General features: G+C 70.7%; 14 protein-coding genes and 3 pseudogenes. 10 read left to right on the top strand and 7 right to left on the bottom strand.

The features are described from left to right. Nucleotides 1–135: 135 nt before the first annotated feature. Nucleotides 136–1,740, top strand: coding sequence for a PucR family transcriptional regulator ligand-binding domain-containing protein (locus ACIF8S_RS04615; protein ID WP_399997278.1), 1,605 nt, complete (start codon nucleotides 136–138; stop codon nucleotides 1,738–1,740). A 155-nt stretch (nucleotides 1,741–1,895) separates the two neighbouring features. Here ACIF8S_RS04615 and ACIF8S_RS04610 read toward each other — a convergent pair whose 3' ends face one another. Together ACIF8S_RS04610 and ACIF8S_RS04605 are read right to left on the bottom strand one after the other, a co-directional pair. After that, a complete protein-coding gene (locus ACIF8S_RS04610) occupies nucleotides 1,896–2,531 on the bottom strand; it encodes a TetR/AcrR family transcriptional regulator (RefSeq protein ID WP_399997277.1) in 636 nt (211 codons plus the stop codon). 282 nt (nucleotides 2,532–2,813) lie between these two features. Further along, nucleotides 2,814–3,149, bottom strand: a pseudogene (locus ACIF8S_RS04605) (IS1380 family transposase); the annotation flags it as partial. A gap of 196 nt (nucleotides 3,150–3,345) precedes the next feature. On the opposite strand from ACIF8S_RS04605, the gene ACIF8S_RS04600 reads away from it, so the two are divergent. The 3 genes and pseudogenes from ACIF8S_RS04600 to ACIF8S_RS04590 all read left to right on the top strand — a co-directional run. Continuing rightward, a complete protein-coding gene (locus ACIF8S_RS04600) occupies nucleotides 3,346–4,053 on the top strand; it encodes an alpha/beta hydrolase (protein ID WP_399997276.1) in 708 nt (235 codons plus the stop codon). Between the two features lie 229 nt (nucleotides 4,054–4,282). Further along, a pseudogene (locus ACIF8S_RS04595) lies at nucleotides 4,283–5,129 on the top strand (IS5 family transposase). 65 nt (nucleotides 5,130–5,194) lie between these two features. Continuing rightward, nucleotides 5,195–5,380: pseudogene (locus tag ACIF8S_RS04590) on the top strand (hypothetical protein); the annotation flags it as partial. A 152-nt stretch (nucleotides 5,381–5,532) separates the two neighbouring features. Here the strand turns inward: ACIF8S_RS04590 and ACIF8S_RS04585 are convergent. Further along, nucleotides 5,533–6,306, bottom strand: coding sequence for a GNAT family N-acetyltransferase (locus ACIF8S_RS04585; protein WP_399997274.1), 774 nt, complete (start codon nucleotides 6,304–6,306; stop codon nucleotides 5,533–5,535). Nucleotides 6,307–6,664: 358 nt separating this feature from the next. On the opposite strand from ACIF8S_RS04585, the gene ACIF8S_RS04580 reads away from it, so the two are divergent. Beyond that, entirely contained in the window at nucleotides 6,665–7,453 is a 789-nt protein-coding gene (locus tag ACIF8S_RS04580; RefSeq protein WP_024885504.1) for a phosphatase, read from the top strand. Here ACIF8S_RS04580 and ACIF8S_RS04575 read toward each other — a convergent pair. The 4 genes from ACIF8S_RS04575 to ACIF8S_RS04560 all read right to left on the bottom strand — a co-directional run bounded on the left by ACIF8S_RS04575 (nucleotide 7,423) and on the right by ACIF8S_RS04560 (nucleotide 10,819). Then, nucleotides 7,423–7,887: a hypothetical protein gene (locus ACIF8S_RS04575; protein ID WP_399997273.1), complete on the bottom strand. Its 465-nt coding sequence runs from the start codon at nucleotides 7,885–7,887 to the stop codon at nucleotides 7,423–7,425. The two genes, ACIF8S_RS04580 and ACIF8S_RS04575, sit on opposite strands and share 31 nt — an antisense overlap. 58 nt (nucleotides 7,888–7,945) lie before the next feature. Further along, on the bottom strand, nucleotides 7,946–8,821 hold the full coding sequence (gene tesB, locus ACIF8S_RS04570; RefSeq protein ID WP_399997272.1) for an acyl-CoA thioesterase II: 876 nt from the start codon (nucleotides 8,819–8,821) through the stop codon (nucleotides 7,946–7,948). Between the two features lie 35 nt (nucleotides 8,822–8,856). Beyond that, a complete protein-coding gene (locus ACIF8S_RS04565) occupies nucleotides 8,857–10,014 on the bottom strand; it encodes an acyl-CoA dehydrogenase family protein (protein WP_149548386.1) in 1,158 nt (385 codons plus the stop codon). A gap of 208 nt (nucleotides 10,015–10,222) precedes the next feature. Next, entirely contained in the window at nucleotides 10,223–10,819 is a 597-nt protein-coding gene (locus ACIF8S_RS04560) for a TetR/AcrR family transcriptional regulator (protein WP_399997271.1), read from the bottom strand. 86 nt (nucleotides 10,820–10,905) lie between these two features. On the opposite strand from ACIF8S_RS04560, the gene ACIF8S_RS04555 reads away from it, so the two are divergent. From ACIF8S_RS04555 to ACIF8S_RS04535, 5 genes are all read left to right on the top strand, one after another. Further along, nucleotides 10,906–12,522, top strand: a complete 1,617-nt coding sequence (locus ACIF8S_RS04555; protein WP_399997270.1) for a carboxyl transferase domain-containing protein — start codon at nucleotides 10,906–10,908, stop codon at nucleotides 12,520–12,522. Nucleotides 12,523–12,548: 26 nt separating this feature from the next. Then, complete coding sequence (locus ACIF8S_RS04550) at nucleotides 12,549–14,573, top strand: acetyl/propionyl/methylcrotonyl-CoA carboxylase subunit alpha (protein ID WP_399997794.1); 2,025 nt, start codon at nucleotides 12,549–12,551, stop codon at nucleotides 14,571–14,573. After that, nucleotides 14,570–15,517, top strand: coding sequence for a hydroxymethylglutaryl-CoA lyase (locus ACIF8S_RS04545; protein WP_399997269.1), 948 nt, complete (start codon nucleotides 14,570–14,572; stop codon nucleotides 15,515–15,517). The genes ACIF8S_RS04550 and ACIF8S_RS04545 overlap by 4 nt, the downstream gene beginning before the upstream one ends. A gap of 4 nt (nucleotides 15,518–15,521) precedes the next feature. Next, complete coding sequence (locus tag ACIF8S_RS04540) at nucleotides 15,522–16,682, top strand: acyl-CoA dehydrogenase family protein (protein ID WP_399997268.1); 1,161 nt, start codon at nucleotides 15,522–15,524, stop codon at nucleotides 16,680–16,682. A gap of 194 nt (nucleotides 16,683–16,876) precedes the next feature. Next, complete coding sequence (locus ACIF8S_RS04535) at nucleotides 16,877–17,923, top strand: ABC transporter substrate-binding protein (RefSeq protein ID WP_399997267.1); 1,047 nt, start codon at nucleotides 16,877–16,879, stop codon at nucleotides 17,921–17,923. Nucleotides 17,924–17,932: the final 9 nt, after the last annotated feature.

The raw sequence follows: 17,932 nt of genomic DNA, 5'->3' as shown, positions 1-17,932 counted from the left end.
CTCACCGGCGGCCACGCGGGGACATCCGCCCGTACCCGCGGGTGTGCCGGTGACCCGACCTTAGGTGGCCGAAAAGCGGCTGCGAAGTGTACGTTTCATCCAGATCGACATCCTGGGATGGAGGAAACGTCCACCATGCCGGACCCCACTGTTCCGCCCACCCCACCCGTCCCCCTGGATGCGCTGCTCGCCCGCTCGGACCTGGGCCTGCGCCGGATCGCGGGGCCCGAGGGGCCGGACATCGCCGTGCACTGGGCGCACACCTCCGAGATGGCGGACCCCTACCCCTACCTGCTGGGGGGCGAGCTGCTGCTGTCGGCGGGCGTGCACATCCCGGAGGGGGCGGGCCCGGGCTACTTCGACGCGTACGTCTCGCGGATCGTCGCGGCGGGCGGGACGGCGCTCGGCTTCGGGGTGGCGCCCGTGCACGACATGGTGCCCGGTGCGCTGGTGGAGGCGTGCGAGATGCACGGGCTGCCGCTCGTCGAGGTGCCGCCCAGGACCACGTTCTCGGCGGTGGCGCGGGCGGTGTGGCAGCTGATGGCGCAGGCCCGCACCGCCGAGCTGCGGCGGGTCACGGAGGCGCAGCAGAGCCTGGCCACCGCCGCCGCCCGCCCGGACCCGGTGCCCTCCGTCCTGCACCAGCTCGCCCGCCGACTGGCCGGCCGGGCGGTGCTGTACGGCCCCGAGGGCACGGAGATCGCGGGCGCGGGGGCGGACCAGGGCGAGGAGGCGCGGACGGCGCTGATGAAACTCGCGGAGGTGGTGCGCCCGCCGACGCCCGGACACCCCCGCACGCCGTCGCCCGAAGACCCGCGCGCGCCCTCGCCCGGACACCCGCGCGCGTCTTCGCCCGGACACCGGCCCGGATCCGGACCGGACGCCCCGGCCGGCGGCTCGGGCGACCTCCACGCCGACCCCGCGGCCCGGCCGTCCTCCGCCAGCGACACGGTCGCCGGGGTGCGGCTGGTCGCCCACGCGCTCGGCAACGGCGAGGGGTTCGTGCTGGGGGTCGCCGCCCCGCAGCGGGACGGGGGCGACCACACCATCGCCTCGGTGGCCGCGGTGCTGCTCTCCCTGCTCACCGGGGAACGGCACAGCGGCGCCGGCGCCGGCCGGTCCTCCGCGCTGGTGCGGCTGCTGCTGGGCGCGGCGCCCGGGGAGGTGGCGCCGCTGCTCGGCGGGGACCGGTGGCGGGTGGTGCACGGCAGACCGGACGGGCGGGCCGTACCCGACCCGGTGGCCGCCTCCGCACTGGGCGCCGCCCTCGGCTCGTCCCTGGTGGACGTGGCGGGCGAGGTGGTACGGGTGCTGGTGCCAGACGGGCGGGCGGTGGAACGGGTGCCGGGCTGGACGCTCGGCGTCAGCGCGGTCGCGGCCCCGCCCGACTGGCCGGCCGCCGACACCCAGGCCGCCCGCGCCCTGGCCCGCGCCCGCGCCACCCGCGCCCCGCTGCTGCGGCACGGCGACCGCCCGGCCCTGACCGACCTGGTCCCGGAGTCCGACGCGGACGCCCACGCCCGCGCGCTGCTCGCGCCGATAAGGCGGGCGCCGGCCCTGGTCGACACCCTGCGCACCTGGCTGTCCCTGCACGGCAGCTGGGACCGTACGGCGGTGGCGCTGGACGTGCACCGCAACACCGTGCGGCAGCGGATCGCGCGGTGCGCGGCGCTGCTGGAGGCGGACCTGGACGACCCGGACGTACGGATGGAGCTGTGGTTCGCGCTGCGCCGGACCTAGTCTTCTGAGTCAGGAATTCAGGACGTCGTTCCACCGCGGATCTTGATCTCGGTGAGGATGTGCATCCAGCGCTTGGCGCCCTCTCCGGCCCACAGCCCGAGAATGTCCCGCCGCCCGGCGGACGAGTGCGAAGGGGAACTTTCATGAACCTTTCGTCACCCGGCGTGCACGTCGACGCCCAGGAGGCGTCTCACGATGGTGCGGCCCATCTCGATGCGGCTCGCGTCCTGATACAGCAGGTACATGTCGTTCGCCTGGCCGAGGATAGCGAGTATCTGGAATGTGAGTTCCTGCGGTGACTGCTTGCCAGACAGCCTGCCGGCTTCCTGCGATTCCACGACGGCGGCGCTGACCAATTCGGTCCAGCGGCTGTGGAGGAGCACGAGCTGATTGCGGACGGCTCCTGGGCGGGTGTCGTACTCCGCGTTCACAGCGGCGAAGAAGCAGCCGCCCGGGAAGATGTCCCGTTCGACGAAGGAGAGCCAGTTCTCGCACAGAGCGAGGAGCTTTTTGAGGGGATCGGATTCCTGGAGAGCGGGCTGGACGATCTGTTTGTCGTAGACCAGGTGAGCCTGTTCGATGATGGCCAGTTCCAGCTCTTCTTTGGATCCGAAGAGTGCGTGCAGTGACGACTTGCTCATGCCTACCTTGTCGGCCAGCATTCCGATGGTAAGGCCTTGGAGGCCGTGCACGGTCGCTTCCGCGGGTGCTGCGGCCAGCACGGCGCGTCGGCTCCGCTCCCCATTGCTCCGCGTACGGCGGGTGGGAGTCCGTGTCGCCTCAACAGACATGATCAGCTCCTCTTGGACGATCGACCGTTCATTCTAGCCTCGATCGTTCATGAGTCCTCGTCGGTTCACTGACGGGGGCTATGTGCTTGCGAGGTACGGAAGCACGTGGGCTGGTCTTGCCCGGGGAGCCGGCGAGCGCGATCGCGTCCCGCTTGAACTCCTCGGTGTACCGCTTCGCATACTTGCTTCCCACCTGGTGCTACTTCCACTGGAACCTCAAGATCCCAGTCTCCAGGTGTCCACGATCAAGGGAAGCTTCAAGGAAGAGAGGTCAGGCATGTCGGTGATCTCTGCGACCCGGGCGCCGGGCCGCTCGGTGCCGCCGGCGCCGTAGGCCGGTGCCCATGCCTTCTTCGGGATCTTCAGGACGGCCTCGTGGATGGTGTCGGCGATGGCCCTTTTGACGGAATACGACAGCCATCGGCCCCGGCGGGAGGGTCAGTCGAGGAAGGCATGGGTCCCGCCGGTGAAGTCGGTGCGGATCAGCGTCTTCCGCCCCCGCCGCAGGTGCTTGGGGCGTTGAGCCCTGGCGAGTTGGGCTGCTTCGGTGTGATCGCTCGCGGTGTTGGAGCCCGCGTTGCCGGGCCGCAGCAGCGCGGCGACCAGCTCGCCGGAACCGGCCACTCTCCGCTCATTTGATCAAGCATCCAGACAACCCACCTCGTGAAAGCCCGAGGCTGGAGCACGTGCCACTCGATCGCCGCTCCGGCGTCTACGGGGGCGCCGTCCAGAGCACCAGGTGGCTTCCTGGACGGATGTTCGTCTAAGGTTCGCCTTGGACGAACGCCCATCCAATTACTTCGTAGGGACGAACATGCGCAAGTCGGATCTGCCCACGCTGCTCCTTGTACACGGCGCCTGGCACCGCAAAGAGATGTGGGGGAAGTTGATCAATGAGCTGCCCGGCATCGATGTCAGGACGGTGCAGCTGCCCTCCAGCGCCCCTGTTCCGCCCGACCAGCTCGGCGGCCTCTACGACGACGCAGAGGTAGTTCGCGCCGCGGTGGACGCCATCGGCCGACCGTGTGTCGTGGCCCCGCACTCGTATGGTGCGGTTCCCGTGACGCAGGGACTGCCGGGCGCGGCCAATCTCCGCCGGGTGGTCTCCATCTGCGGATGGCTCCTCGATGTGGGCGAGTCCCTCCTGTCCGTCATCGGCGGCAAGCCCACGGAGTGGATGCCGGAGATGGAAGGCGGTTGGTACGACATGACCTCCCCCCGGGAGATCTTCTACGCCGACATGTCCGAGGAGGATGCCGCAGCTGCAGCCGCGACGCTGGGTCCGACCTCCGTGGCGTCCTGTACCGAGACTGTGACGCAGGCGGTCTGGCGCACCGAGGTCCCCATCACCGCCATCTACGCGGAAGACGAGGTCATGGCGCCCTTCTTCAAGAACCTCGCCGAACGAGCCGCGGACACAGTGCTCTCCCTGCCCGGTAGTCACTCGCCCTTCCTGGCACGCCCGGCAGAGCTCGCAGCGATCCTCCGCGACGAACTGGAACAAGCCGCCAGGGAAGCCTGACTCACAGAGCGCGTGCTTGCGGCGCAGGGCGCCGTCATCATGCTGCTGATCCTCGCCGATGGTGCTTGCCCTGCCAGGTGTAGACGTCGCAATCCACACCGAACCGGAAGGCCCTCACCAGTTCAAGATCCCTCGGCCGGGACCGGGCTCACCCGTCCACGACCTCCCGGGACAGAACACCTGGAGATCGTCTTCACAGATGATCAGGCGATGAGAGATCATTCTGGTCATGGTGCGTAGTCATGAGCTGTCGGATGCCGAGTGCGCTGTGTTGTCGCGGTTGCTGCCGAGTTCGGCGACAGCGGGGCGGCCCCGTTCGGACAACCGGCGGGTACGGAACGGCATCGTGTGAAAGCTGCGGACCGGATCAGCCTGGCGTGATGTGCCGGAGCGTTATGGCTCCTGGCAGACCTTGTACACGCGCTTTCGCAGGTGGGCGTTGGACGGGACGTTTTCGCGCATGCTGCGGGCCGTCCAGGCGGAAGAGGACGCGGCCGGGGACATCGACTGGCTGGTGTCCGTCGACTCCACCGTCGTTCGGGCCCACCAGCATGCCGCCGGCGGAAAAATGGGGGCGGTCGACAGGGACGATCGGTGATCACACCCTTGGTCGATCCCGTGGTGGACTGAGCACGGAAGTTCACCTGCCCTGCGACGGGCGCGGCCGCCCTCTCGGCTTCGTCTTATCGGGCGGCAACGCCAACGACTGCACCCGCCTCGAGCCGGTGATGGAATCGATCAGCGTGCCCGGGGCCCGGGCCCGGGCGTTCACGCACCCGGCCCGACCGAGTGGTCGCCGACAAGGGCTACAGCTCTCGAAGGATCCGCGCCTGCCTGCGACGACGCGGCATCCCGCACACAATCTCTGAACGCGCCGACCAGATCCTGGGCCTGCTGAACCGCAGCACACGCGGCGGACGCCCGCCCGGCTTCGACCGGTGCATCTACCGCCGTCGCAACGTCGTTGAGCGCTGCTTCAACCGTCTCAAGCAGTGGCGCGGGCCACCCGCTATGACAAGACCCGCCAGTCCTACCAAGCGGCCGTCGGCATCGCCTCGACCCTGCTCTGGATCTGACCTTTGAAGACGATCTCCAGGAGCAGGAGGTTCGCGCTGCGCCGGACCTCAATGCTGTCCCGTAGCTGCCAGTTCGGCTCCGCGTTGGTGACGGCACACGTGGGGTGATCTCGGCGATCGATCCCGTGTGGATCGAGCCGTTCTCACGTCGGAACGAGTCGCGGTTCCGCAGACTGGTCGCGTTGGTGCGCCGTCGTGGCGGTGACGTCCGGCGCGGCCGGCCGTGGCGGCTCCGCCTGGAGGACCGCCTGCGTCGCACTCAGCGGATGAGCTGGCCCGACCACACTGTGGAGTCGTCGCGTCCTTCCGGCGTGCTGACACCGTGTGGTGAGGTGGGGACGGTGACGACCTCGTTGTCGTGCACCGTCGCTGCCTGCGGGGCGATGTGTCACGCGCCGCTTGCCTAGGAAGGAGCAGTGATCACCGTCAGGTTCTCTTCGGTGTGAAAGCCGGCCGACTGATACACAGGCTCACCCATCGGGCTCGCGTAAAGGTATGCAGTGGGGGCGCCGGCGGCAAAGCCTGCACGAACCATCTCCATGGTGACGACCTTGCCGTAGCCGCGCCTCCGGTAGGGCGGAAGCGTGGTGATGTTGAAAATGCCGTTCAGATCACCGGAGATGGCCGTCATACCCGTCCCTACCGGTACGCCGTCCAGTTCCGCCAGGTAGAGTTTCAACCCGTCGATCTTGTCCAGAGACGGTTCGGTGAGGACTCGAAACGCCTCGTGCGGCGCCTCAAAGCCCTCCGCGACAGTCCTGGCGTACAGATCGAACTCGTCGACCGATACAGCTCGTACGCGCAGGCCGTCGATTGCCGGCTCCGGCGGCAGGCCCTGGTCGGGGCGCCTTACCATGAGGGGCTGCGGATGGAATTCGGTCAGTCCGTAGCTTGCTGCCACCTCGGTGATGCGTGGTCCTGGAACCCCGCGGACGTGGATACTCCAGGGTAGTTCCCACGGGCTTTCAGAGGCAGCCAACGACGCTATCTCATCCGGGTTCGGCACGAGGCTGGGACTGACGACGGCGTTCAGCGAGGCGATAGGCGCCCCGGATATCGCCAGCACAGACCCCTCCGGGCCTCGCCGGGAATGTCCCGTGGTGACAGCGCCCAGCTTCTCGAGCAGGGTGGCGTATGCGGATGCGAATGGCCACAATGGGTCGTTTGTTTGATTCATGGGCCGACTATAGACGCGCATGCCTTCGAGTCGATCAGCGGCCGGGGCACCGGCCTGGTCATTCCGCACCGCCACGCACCCGGTCAGACCGAGTTCCCTGGACTGGAAAGAGGACCACAACCGCTCGCACCGCGGGGACCGCGGTCTTCTCCTCCCTTGAGGAGACGGCGGCGGCCCACCGGGCGCTGGAGGCGGGCGGTGTCCGGGCAAGTACGTGGTCAGGGTTAGGGCCGCGGGCGCCGGCCACCGTCGGCGGGCGCGGTGTGAGGAGCCGTACGGAGTCGGCTGAGTACGTGACGCACGTCCCAGCGCGCGATACGCCAGGGACGCCCCCTGTTCGCTGCCTCACAATGGGGGCATGCCGATATCCGGGACCCCCAGCCGCGCAGAACTCGTCGAACACCTGGTCGCCACCCGCATCGCGGGCGAGGTCGCCACCCCGCGCGAGAACAACCTCTCCCACTACCGGAAGCTGGCGAACGGCGACCGTCACTACTGGCTCGGCCTGGAGCTCGGCGAGCGCTGGACCGACGAGCAGGACGTGCTCGCGGTGATGGCCGAGCGGGTCGGCGTCAACGACGACCCGGAGTACCGGTACGGGCAGGACACCATCGACCCGGAGCTGACCGTCGACGGGCTGGAGCGGCTGGCCGGGCGGCTGCGCAAGGCGGCGGAGGGCCGGCAGCGGGTGCTGCTGGCCACCGGCCATCCGGGCGGCCTGCTGGACGTGCACCGGGCGACGGCCGCCGCGCTGCGGGCGGCGGGCTGCGAGATCGTGGTGATCCCGGACGGGCTGACCACCGAAGAGGGCTACGTGATGCAGTTCGCGGACATCGCGGTGCTGGAACACGGCGCGACGCTGTGGCACACCCACTCGGGCTCGCCCATGAAGACGATCCTGACCGCGCTGGAGCGGGAGGGCCGCCCGCTCCCGGACCTCGTCGTCGCCGACCACGGCTGGGCGGGCGCCGCCGGCCAGTACGGCGTGGACTCCGTCGGGTACGCCGACTGCAACGACCCGGCGCTGTTCCTCGCCGAGGCCGAGGGCACCGTGCAGGTGACGGTCCCGCTCGACGACCACGTGACCAGCCCCCGCCACTACGACCCGATGACGGCCTACCTGCTGGCGGAGGCGGGGCTGGCCTGAGCCCCGGCCGCCGGACGGTCGTCCACCACCCGGTCGAAGTACGGCCGGCCGTCCACCTCGACGTCCCGGACGGCCGGCTGCCGGGCCAGGGCGGGCGCCGCCGCGTCCAGCAGGCGCCGGGCCAGGGCGGGCGCCGCCGCGTCCAGCAGGCGCCGGGCCGTGCCGGGCTCGTGCAGGTTGAGCCACTCGCGGTCGGGGAGCCGTACCACCGTTCCGGCCTCGAAGTACGTCGTGTCGGACACGATCCGCAGCGGTCCCGTGGCGAACATCAGAGTCAGCCTGCGTCCGGTCCCGGCGCAGTACCCCTCGGTGAAGAAGGACAGCGACATCCGGCAGTCCTCGTAGGCGGGCAGCACCCGCTGACGGAGGGTCCAGTGCCAGGCCGTGCCGTCCACGACGAGTGTGCGCAGTATGCGGTGCTGTTGTTTGCCCACCGGGGCAGCGTAGGCCGCCGCTCCGGTGAGGTCACCGGGATTTCCGCCGTCGGGCCGGTCAGTCCTCGCGCGGGACGCGGACCACGCCCTCCTGGATGACGGACACCGCGAGGCGGCCGTCCTGCGTGTAGATGCGGCCCTGGCCGAGTCCCCGGCCGCCGTGGGCCGACGGGGACTGCTGGTCGTACAGCAGCCACTCGTCCGCGCGGAACGGACGGTGGAACCACATCGCGTGGTCCAGGGACGCGCCGACCACGTCGCCGACGGCCCAGCCGCCGCGCCCGTGGGCGAGCAGGATCGAGTCCAGCAGCGTCATGTCGGAGACGTACGTGGCCAGGACGACGTGCAGCAGGGGGTCGTCGCCCTCGACCTTGCCGTTGGTGCGGAACCAGACCTGCGAGTGCGGGTCGCGCGGCTCGCCGAAGCGGCCGTAGGGCGGGTCGTCGACGTAGCGCATGTCGACGGCCGCCCGGGCCCCGAGGTAGCGGTGCACGACCTCCGACGAAAGGTGCGGGTAGCTCCGCAGCCGCTCCTCGGATGTGGGCAGCGTCTCCGGGTCCGGGGACGGCGGCATCGGCTCCTGGTGGTCCAGCCCCTCCTCGTGCGTCTGGAAGGACGCGGAGAGGTGGAAGACCGGCTTGCCGTGCTGGACGGCCACCACCCGCCGGGTGGTGAAGGAGCGGCCGTCGCGGATCCGGTCGACGGTGTAGACGATCGGGGCACCCGGGTCGCCGATGCGCAGGAAGTACGCGTGCAGCGAGTGCGGGGGCCGGTCGGCCGGGACGGTGCGCCCCGCGGCGACCAGCGCCTGCGCCGCCACCTGGCCGCCGAAGACGCGGGGGACGGCGGAGGCACGGGACCGGCCGCGGAAGATGTTCTCCTCGATCTGCTCGAGGTCGAGCAGATCGAGGAGCTCCTGAAGTGCCTGACTCATGGAATCAGTTGTATACGGCAGGGATTTCCGGGTCCTTACAGACCCATGTCCTTGGCGATGATCGACTTCATGATCTCGCTGGTGCCGCCGTAGATGCGGTTGACCCGGTTGTCCGCGTACAGGCGGGCGATCGGGTACTCGTTCATGTAGCCGTAGCCGCCGTGCAGCTGGAGGCAGCGGTCGATGACGCGGTGCGCGACCTCGGTGCAGAACAGCTTGGCGCTGGCGGCCTCGGCGGGGGTGAGTTCGCCGGCGTCCAGGGCCTCGGTGGCGCGGTCGGCGACGGCCTCGGCGGCGTCCACCTCGGCCTGGCAGGCGGCCAGCTCGAACTTGGTGTTCTGGAAGTGGGCGACCGGCTTGCCGAAGACGGTGCGCTCCTGCACGTACTGCTTGGCGAACCGGACGGCGGCCTTGGCCTGCGCGTAGGCGCCGAAGGCGATGCCCCAGCGCTCGGAGGCCAGGTTGTGGCCGAGGTAGTAGAAGCCCTTGTTCTCCTCGCCGAGGAGGTCCTCGACGGGGACCTTGACGTCGACGAACGCCAGCTCGGCGGTGTCGGAGGTCTTCAGGCCGAGCTTGTCGAGCTTGCGGCCGACCGAGTAGCCCTCGGACTTGGTGTCGACGGCGAACAGGGAGATGCCGTGGCGGCGGTCCTCGGCCGTCGGGGCCGCGGTGCGGGCGCAGACGATCACCTTGTCGGCGTGCACACCGCCGGTGATGAAGGTCTTGGCGCCGTTGAGGACGTAGTGGGTGCCGTCCTCGCTCAGCTTGGCGGTGGTCTTCATGCCCGCGAGGTCGGAGCCGGTGCCCGGCTCGGTCATCGCGATGGCCCACATCTCCTCGCCGGTGACGAACTTCGGCAGGAAGCGCTTCTTCTGCTCGTCCGTCGCCAGCATCTTGAGGTAGGGCAGGGCGAGCAGCACGTGCACGCCGGAGCCGCCGAACTGGACGCCCGCGCGGGCGGTCTCCTCGTAGAGGACGGCCTCGAACTTGTGGGTGTCCATGCCCGCGCCGCCGAACTCCTCCGGCACGCTGATGCCGAAGATGCCCAGCTCACCGAGCTTGTAGTAGAAGTCGCGGGGCGCCTGGCCCGCCGCGAACCACTCGTCGTAGACGGGGACGACCTCGGCCTCGATGAAGGCGCGGATGGTCTCCCGGAACGCCTCGTGATCCTCGTTGAAAACCGTACGGCGCACTGTCCGCCACCCCAATCCGTGCGCCTGAACCGGCGCCGCTCTCGCGTCCCTGGTTGCTCGCCGGCGGGGTTCCTCAGCCGATGACTGCGGCCCGCATGGCTAAGCGCTTGCTCAGAACAAGGTACCGGCGAGTATCCACAGGCGTCCAGACCGGGCGGCCCGTAACGCTCGTCACTCCGCGAGCCCTTGGAGGCGGCCCCGTCGTGGCTCAGGCGCCCGCCGCCGCCGCGAACGCCCCCCGCGCCATCCGGTGCAGCAGCTCCGCCGTGCCGGCGCGGTCCGGCAGGGAGCCCGGGCGGGTGAGGTGCGGGGTGGAGTTGAGGAGGCCGAAGACCGAGTGGACCGCCGAGCGGGCGGCGGGCTCGGCGAGGTCCGGGTAGAGACGGCGCACCACGCCCACCCACAGCTCGACGTACTGCCGCTGGAGCTGGCGCACCAGCTTGCGGTCGGCGTCCCGGAGGCGGTCCAGCTCACGGTCGTGCAGGGTGATGAGCGGGCGGTCGTCGAGCGCGAAGTCGATGTGCCCCTCGATCAGCGAGTCGAGGACCGCCTCGGGGGCCGCCCCGTCCGCCTCGTCGAGTCGCCGCTTCGCGCCGGTCAGCAGCGACTCGCTGATCCCGACCAGCAGCTCCGCGAGCATCGCGTCCTTGCCCGCGAAGTGCCGGTAGAGACCGGGGCCGCTGATGCCGACCGCGGCGCCTATCTCGTCGACCCCGACGCCGTGGAAGCCGCGCTCGGCGAAGAGCCGGGCGGCCTCCTTGAGGATCTGCTCACGGCGGGTGGGGGCGTCGGTTCTGGTGGCCATGAGAACGATTCTAGACAGGGAGGTTAGCGGTCGTTAACCTGAAGGAAATGCGTTAACGCTCATTAACACGTGAGGGGACCCGCAGGATGCATGAGGCACCGGAGCTTCACAGCGCGGTTGATCCCGCGTCGGAGGCCTTTCGGGCCAACGAGGAGGCGCACCGCGCCCTCGTCGAGGAGCTGCGCGGCAAGCTGGCCGCGGCGGCGCTCGGCGGCGGCGAGCGGGCGCGCGCCCGCCACACGGCGCGCGGGAAGCTGCTCCCGCGCGACCGGGTGGACACCCTCCTCGACCCCGGCTCACCCTTCCTGGAGCTGGCCCCGCTGGCCGCCGACGGGCTGTACGACGGGCAGGCGCCGGCGGCCGGCGTGATCGCCGGGATCGGCCGGGTCGCGGGCCGCGAGTGCGTGGTCGTCGCCAACGACGCCACCGTCAAGGGCGGCACGTACTACCCGATGACCGTGAAGAAGCACCTGCGCGCGCAGGAGGTGGCCCTGGACAACCGGCTGCCCTGCGTCTACCTGGTGGACTCCGGCGGGGCCTTCCTGCCGATGCAGGACGAGGTCTTCCCGGACCGGGACCACTTCGGCCGCATCTTCTACAACCAGGCCCGCATGTCCGGCGCCGGCATCCCGCAGATCGCGGCGGTGCTCGGCTCCTGCACGGCCGGCGGCGCGTACGTCCCGGCGATGAGCGACGAGGCGGTGATCGTGCGGGGCCAGGGCACGATCTTCCTCGGCGGTCCGCCGCTGGTGAAGGCGGCCACCGGTGAGGTGGTCACGGCGGAGGAGCTGGGCGGCGGCGAGGTGCACTCGCGGGTGTCCGGGGTGACCGACCACCTCGCCGAGGACGACGCGCACGCGCTGAGGATCGTGCGTCAGATCGTCTCCACGCTCCCCGGACGCGGCGAGCTGCCCTGGCGGGTGGAGCCGGTCGCCGAGCCCAAGGTGGACCCGGCCGGGCTGTACGGCGCGGTGCCGGTGGACTCCCGCACGCCCTACGACGTCCGCGAGATCATCGCCCGGATCACCGACGGCTCCCGGTTCGCCGAGTTCAAGGCGGAGTTCGGGCAGACCCTGGTCACCGGCTTCGCGCACATCCACGGCCACCCGGTGGGGATCGTCGCCAACAACGGCATCCTGTTCTCCGAGTCTGCCCAGAAGGGCGCCCACTTCATCGAGCTGTGCGACCAGCGCGGCATCCCGCTGCTGTTCCTGCAGAACATTTCGGGCTTCATGGTCGGCAAGGACTACGAGGCGGGCGGCATCGCCAAGCACGGCGCCAAGATGGTCACGGCCGTCGCCTGCACCCGCGTGCCGAAGCTGACCGTCGTGGTCGGCGGCTCCTACGGCGCGGGCAACTACTCGATGTGCGGGCGGGCGTACTCGCCCCGCTTCCTGTGGATGTGGCCGAACGCCAAGATCTCGGTGATGGGCGGCGAGCAGGCCGCCTCGGTGCTCGCGACCGTCAAGCGGGACCAGCTCGAGGCGCGCGGCGAGGAGTGGCCCGCGGCGGACGAGGACGCCTTCAAGGCCCCGATCCGCGACCGGTACGAGCAGCAGGGGAACGCCTACTACGCCACGGCCCGGCTGTGGGACGACGGCGTGATCGACCCGATGGAGACCCGGCAGGTGCTGGGACTGGCCCTGACCGCGTGCGCCAACGCGCCCCTGGGTGACCCCCAGTTCGGCGTCTTCCGGATGTGAGGGGACCCCTGACGATGACTGACCAGATGTTCGACACGGTAGTGGTGGCGAACCGGGGCGAGATCGCCGTCCGTGTCGTGCGCACCCTGCGGTCGATGGGCGTGCGCTCGGTGGCGGTGTACTCCGACGCGGACGCGGGCGCCCGGCACGTCCGGGAGGCCGACACGGCGGTGCGGATCGGGCCGGCGCCGGCCGCGGAGAGCTACCTGTCGGTGGAGCGGCTGCTGGAGGCGGCCGCCCGCACCGGCGCGCGGGCGGTGCACCCGGGGTACGGCTTCCTCGCCGAGAACGCGGAGTTCGCGCGTGCCTGCGAGGCGGCGGGACTCGCGTTCATCGGACCCCCGGCGGACGCGATCGCGCTGATGGGCGACAAGATCCGCGCGAAGGAGACGGTTCAGGCGGCCGGGGTGCCGGTGGTGCCCGGCTCCAGCGGCAGCGGGCTGACGGACGCGCAGCTCGTCGACGCGGCCCGGGAGATCGGCATGCCGGTGCTGCTGAAGCCGTCGGCGGGCGGCGGCGGCAAGGGCATGCGCCTGGTGCGGGACGAGACGCGGCTGGCGGACGAGATCGCCGCCGCCCGGCGTGAGGCCCGCGCCTCCTTCGGCGACGACACGCTGCTGGTGGAGCGGTGGATCGACCGGCCCCGGCACATCGAGATCCAGGTGCTGGCCGACGGCCACGGCAACGTGGTGCACCTGGGTGAGCGCGAGTGCTCCCTCCAGCGTCGGCACCAGAAGATCATCGAGGAGGCGCCCAGTGTGCTCCTCGACGAGAAGACGCGGGCCGCGATGGGCGAGGCGGCCGTGCAGGCGGCCCGCTCCTGCGGCTACCGGGGCGCGGGCACGGTGGAGTTCATCGTGCCGGGCGGCGACCCGTCCCAGTACTACTTCATGGAGATGAACACCCGGCTCCAGGTGGAGCACCCGGTGACCGAACTCGTCACGGGGCTCGACCTGGTGGAGTGGCAGCTGCGGGTCGCGGCGGGCGAACCGCTGGCGTTCGGGCAGGACGACGTCCGCCTCACCGGGCACGCGGTCGAGGCGCGGCTGTGCGCCGAGGACCCCGCGCGGGGCTTCCTGCCCTCCGGCGGCACGGTGCTGCGGCTGCGTGAGCCGCAGGGCGACGGCGTGCGCACCGACTCCGGACTGAGCGAGGGCACGGAGGTCGGCAGCCTCTACGACCCGATGCTCTCCAAGGTCATCGCGTACGGCCCCGACCGGGCGACCGCCCTGCGCAAGCTGCGGGCCGCGCTCGCGGGGACGGTGACGCTGGGCGTGCAGACCAACGCGGGCTTCCTGCGGCGGCTGCTGGCGCATCCGGCGGTGGTGTCCGGCGAGCTGGACACCGGGCTGGTCGAGCGCGAGGTGGACGCGCTGGTCACGGACGGGGTGCCGGCCGAGGTGTACGCGGCGGCGGCCCTGCTCCGCCAGGCCGGCCTGGCGCCCGCCGCGGGCCCCGGCTGGAGCGACCCGTTCGACGCCGCCGACGGCTGGCGGATGGGCGGTGGCCGGGTGTGGACCGCGCACCACCTGCGGGTGGCGGGCCACGACCCGGTGACCGTGCGGGTGCGCCCCACCGCCGACGGCGGCACGGAGCTGCTGCTGCCCGGCGCGGACACCCCGGTGCGGGCGTCCGCAGGGCCGCTCGACGGGCACCGGTTCACCTGCGCCCTGGACGGTGTCGCGCACACCTTCGCCGCCCTGCCGGACGGCACCTGGCTGGGCCGGGACGGCGACGCCTGGCAGGTCCGCGACCACGACCCGGTGGCCGCGTCCCTCACCCGGGCGGGCCAGGCGGGCGCCGACTCGCTGACCGCGCCGATGCCGGGCACGGTGACGGTGGTGAAGGTCGCCGTCGGCGACGAGGTGGACGCGGGCCAGAGCCTGCTGGTGGTGGAGGCGATGAAGATGGAGCACGTCATCTCCGCCCCGCACGCCGGCACGGTCACGGAGCTGGACGTGTCCCCGGGCACGACGGTCGCCATGGACCAGGTCCTCGCGGTGATCGCGCCCGCGGACGCCGGTGAGTCCACGGAAGGGGAGACGGCATGAACGCGAGCGAGTTGGCCCTGCCGATGGCCGTACCGGCCGAGGGGCTGCCCGCGCGGGTGCGGATCCACGAGGTCGGCGCCCGTGACGGCCTGCAGAACGAGAAGGCGACCGTCCCGACGGCCGTGAAGGCGGAGTTCGTCTGCCGGCTGGCGGGCACCGGTCTGAGCACGATCGAGGCGACGAGCTTCGTGCACCCCAAGTGGGTGCCGCAGCTCGCGGACGCCGAGGACCTGTACCCGGCGGTGTCCGACCTGCCGGTCGAGCTGCCGGTGCTGGTGCCCAACGAGCGCGGCCTGGACCGCGCGCTGGCGCTGGGCGCCCGCCGGGTGGCGGTGTTCGCCAGCGCCACGGAGTCCTTCGCCAAGGCCAACCTCAACCGCACGGTGGACGAGGCACTGGCCATGTTCGAGCCGGTGGTGGCCCGCGCGAAGGAGCAGGGCGTCCACGTCCGCGGCTACCTCTCCATGTGCTTCGGCGACCCCTGGGAGGGCGCGGTCCCGGTCCCCCAGGTGGTGCGGGTGTGCCGGGCTCTGCTCGACATGGGCTGCGACGAGCTGAGCCTCGGCGACACGATCGGGGTGGCGACCCCGGGTCATGTGACCGCCCTGATCGGCGCGCTCAGGGAGGCGGGCGTGCCCGTCCCCGCGCTGGGCGTGCACTTCCACGACACCTACGGGCAGGCCCTGTCCAACACGCTGGCCGCCCTCCAGCAGGGCGTCACCACGGTGGACGCCTCCGCCGGCGGACTGGGCGGCTGCCCCTACGCGAAGTCCGCCACCGGCAATCTCGCCACCGAGGACCTGGTGTGGATGCTGCGGGGCCTCGGCATCGACACCGGCGTCGACCTCGGCCGTCTGGTCGCCACAAGCGTCTGGATGGCCGCCCACCTGGGCCGACCCAGCCCGTCCCGCACCGTACGAGCCCTCTCCCACCAGGAGCAGTGACGACATGGACCACAAGCTCTCCCCCGAGCTCGAAGAACTCCGCCGCACGGTCGAGGAGTTCGCGCACGACGTGGTGGCGCCGAAGATCGGCGACTTCTACGAGCGGCACGAGTTCCCGTACGAGATCGTGCGGGAGATGGGCCGCATGGGCCTGTTCGGCCTGCCGTTCCCGGAGGAGTACGGCGGCATGGGCGGCGACTACTTCGCGCTCGGCGTGGCCCTGGAGGAACTCGCCCGGGTGGACTCCTCGGTGGCCATCACCCTGGAGGCGGGCGTCTCGCTGGGCGCCATGCCACTGCACCTGTTCGGCACCGAGGAGCAGAAGCGTGAGTGGCTGCCCCGGCTGTGCTCGGGCGAGATCCTCGGCGCGTTCGGCCTGACCGAGCCGGACGGCGGCAGCGACGCGGGCGCGACCCGGACGACGGCCCGGCTGGACGAGTCGACGGACGAATGGGTCATCAACGGCTCCAAGTGCTTCATCACCAACTCCGGCACGGACATCACCGGCCTGGTCACGGTCACCGCGGTCACCGGCCGCAAGCCCGACGGCAAGCCCCTGATCTCGGCCATCATCGTGCCGTCCGGCACTCCCGGCTTCACGGTGGCCGCCCCGTACTCGAAGGTCGGCTGGAACGCCTCGGACACCCGCGAGCTGTCGTTCCAGGACGTCCGCGTCCCGGCGGCGAACCTGCTGGGCGAAGCGGGCCGTGGCTACGCGCAGTTCCTGCGCATCCTCGACGAGGGCCGCATCGCCATCGCCGCGCTCGGCACGGGACTCGCGCAGGGCTGTGTGGACGAGTCGGTGAAGTACGCGAAGGAACGGCACGCGTTCGGGCGTCCGATCGGCTCCAACCAGGCGATCCAGTTCAAGATCGCGGACATGGAGATGAAGGCGCACACGGCGCGCCTGGCGTGGCGGGACGCGGCGAGCCGGCTGGTCGCGGGCGAGCCCTTCAAGAAGGAGGCGGCGCTGGCGAAGCTGTACTCCTCCACGGTGGCCGTGGACAACGCCCGTGACGCCACGCAGATCCACGGCGGTTACGGCTTCATGAACGAGTACCCGGTGGCCCGCATGTGGCGCGACTCGAAGATCCTGGAGATCGGCGAGGGCACCAGCGAGGTCCAGCGGATGCTGATCGCGCGGGAGTTGGGCCTGACGGGCTGACCTCGGGACCGGCAGAGGGGGCCCGCGTCCACAACGACGCGGGCCGTCGCCGTGCTGCCGGGTGACCCGAATCACGGTGCTCGGCCGGCGTTTCCCGGGGAAGAACACCGGACGCCCTCTGGACAGATCGTTTGGTTAGGCTAACCTAACGCTGTTTGTACATCGGTCCCGTACGCACGAAAGCAGACCCTTCCATGTCGAACGCCACAACCGCCCGCTTCTCCCGTCGCGGACTGCTCGCCGCCGGTGGTGCCCTCGGGCTCGGCGCCGTCCTCACCGCCTGCGGGGACGACAAGAAGGACGGCGGCGCGGACACGAAGGGCTCCGGCGACACCAAGTCCGGCCCGTGGTCCTTCAAGGACGACCGCGGCACCACCGTGAAGCTCGACAAGACGCCCGCGAACATCGTCGCGTTCACCGGCGTGGCCGCCGCGCTGTACGACTACGGCATCGAGGTCAAGGGCGTCTTCGGCCCGACCACGACCAAGGACGGCAAGGCGGACGTCCAGGCCGGCGACATGGACGTCAGCAAGGTGACGGTCCTGGGCAACGTCTGGGACCAGTTCAACGTCGAGAAGTACGCGGCCCTCGCGCCCGACGTGCTCATCTCCACGATGTTCGACGACGCCGGCACCCTCTGGTACGTCCCCGAGGCGTCCAAGGACAAGATCGCCAAGCTCGCGCCCAGCGTCGGCATCTCCGTCTTCGACCGTCAGCTGACCGGCCCGCTGCAGCGGATGTGGGAGCTGGCCGAGTCGCTCGGCGCCGACATGAAGGACGCCAGGATCACGGAGGCCAAGAAGCGTTTCGAGGCCGCCTCCGAGCGGCTGCGCAAGGCCGCCAAGGCCAAGCCCGAGATCAAGGTGCTGGTCGGCTCGGCGAGCCCGGAGCTGTTCTACGTCTCGGGCACCAACCTCTCCATCGACCTGGAGTACTTCAAGGCCCTCGGCGTGAACTTCGTGGAGCCCACCGAAGAGGCCAAGAAGCCCACCGGCGGCTGGTTCGAGAGCCTCAGCTGGGAGAACGTCGACAAGCACAAGGCCGACGTGATCCTGATGGACGACCGCAGCTCGGCCATCCAGCCCGCCGACATCACCGAGGCGACCTGGAAGCAGCTGCCCGCCGTCAAGGCCGGCCAGGTCATCGCCCGGTCCACCGAGCCGATCCTGTCCTACGACAAGTGCGTGGCGCCGGTGGAGGCGCTCGCCGAGGCCATCGAGAAGGCCAAGAAGGTCAGCTGACGCCCTCCC

The sequence above is a fragment of the Streptomyces sp. NPDC085937 genome (assembly GCF_044540535.1).
Classification (GTDB): domain Bacteria; phylum Actinomycetota; class Actinomycetes; order Streptomycetales; family Streptomycetaceae; genus Streptomyces.
The sequence above is the reverse complement of the archived record's forward strand: the minus strand, read 5'-3'. Positions and strand labels throughout refer to the sequence as shown.

Coding starts and splice junctions, on each gene's coding strand:
- ACIF8S_RS04615 (WP_399997278.1), top strand. CDS start 136: ATGCCGGACCCCACTGTTCCGCCCACCCCACCCGTCCCCCTGGATGCG.
- ACIF8S_RS04550 (WP_399997794.1), top strand. CDS start 12,549: ATGTTCGACACGGTAGTGGTGGCGAACCGGGGCGAGATCGCCGTCCGT.
- ACIF8S_RS04580 (WP_024885504.1), top strand. CDS start 6,665: ATGCCGATATCCGGGACCCCCAGCCGCGCAGAACTCGTCGAACACCTG.
- ACIF8S_RS04610 (WP_399997277.1), bottom strand. CDS start 2,531: ATGTCTGTTGAGGCGACACGGACTCCCACCCGCCGTACGCGGAGCAAT.
- ACIF8S_RS04555 (WP_399997270.1), top strand. CDS start 10,906: ATGCATGAGGCACCGGAGCTTCACAGCGCGGTTGATCCCGCGTCGGAG.
- ACIF8S_RS04585 (WP_399997274.1), bottom strand. CDS start 6,306: ATGAATCAAACAAACGACCCATTGTGGCCATTCGCATCCGCATACGCC.
- ACIF8S_RS04545 (WP_399997269.1), top strand. CDS start 14,570: ATGAACGCGAGCGAGTTGGCCCTGCCGATGGCCGTACCGGCCGAGGGG.
- ACIF8S_RS04540 (WP_399997268.1), top strand. CDS start 15,522: ATGGACCACAAGCTCTCCCCCGAGCTCGAAGAACTCCGCCGCACGGTC.
- ACIF8S_RS04560 (WP_399997271.1), bottom strand. CDS start 10,819: ATGGCCACCAGAACCGACGCCCCCACCCGCCGTGAGCAGATCCTCAAG.
- ACIF8S_RS04535 (WP_399997267.1), top strand. CDS start 16,877: ATGTCGAACGCCACAACCGCCCGCTTCTCCCGTCGCGGACTGCTCGCC.
- ACIF8S_RS04600 (WP_399997276.1), top strand. CDS start 3,346: ATGCGCAAGTCGGATCTGCCCACGCTGCTCCTTGTACACGGCGCCTGG.
- tesB (WP_399997272.1), bottom strand. CDS start 8,821: ATGAGTCAGGCACTTCAGGAGCTCCTCGATCTGCTCGACCTCGAGCAG.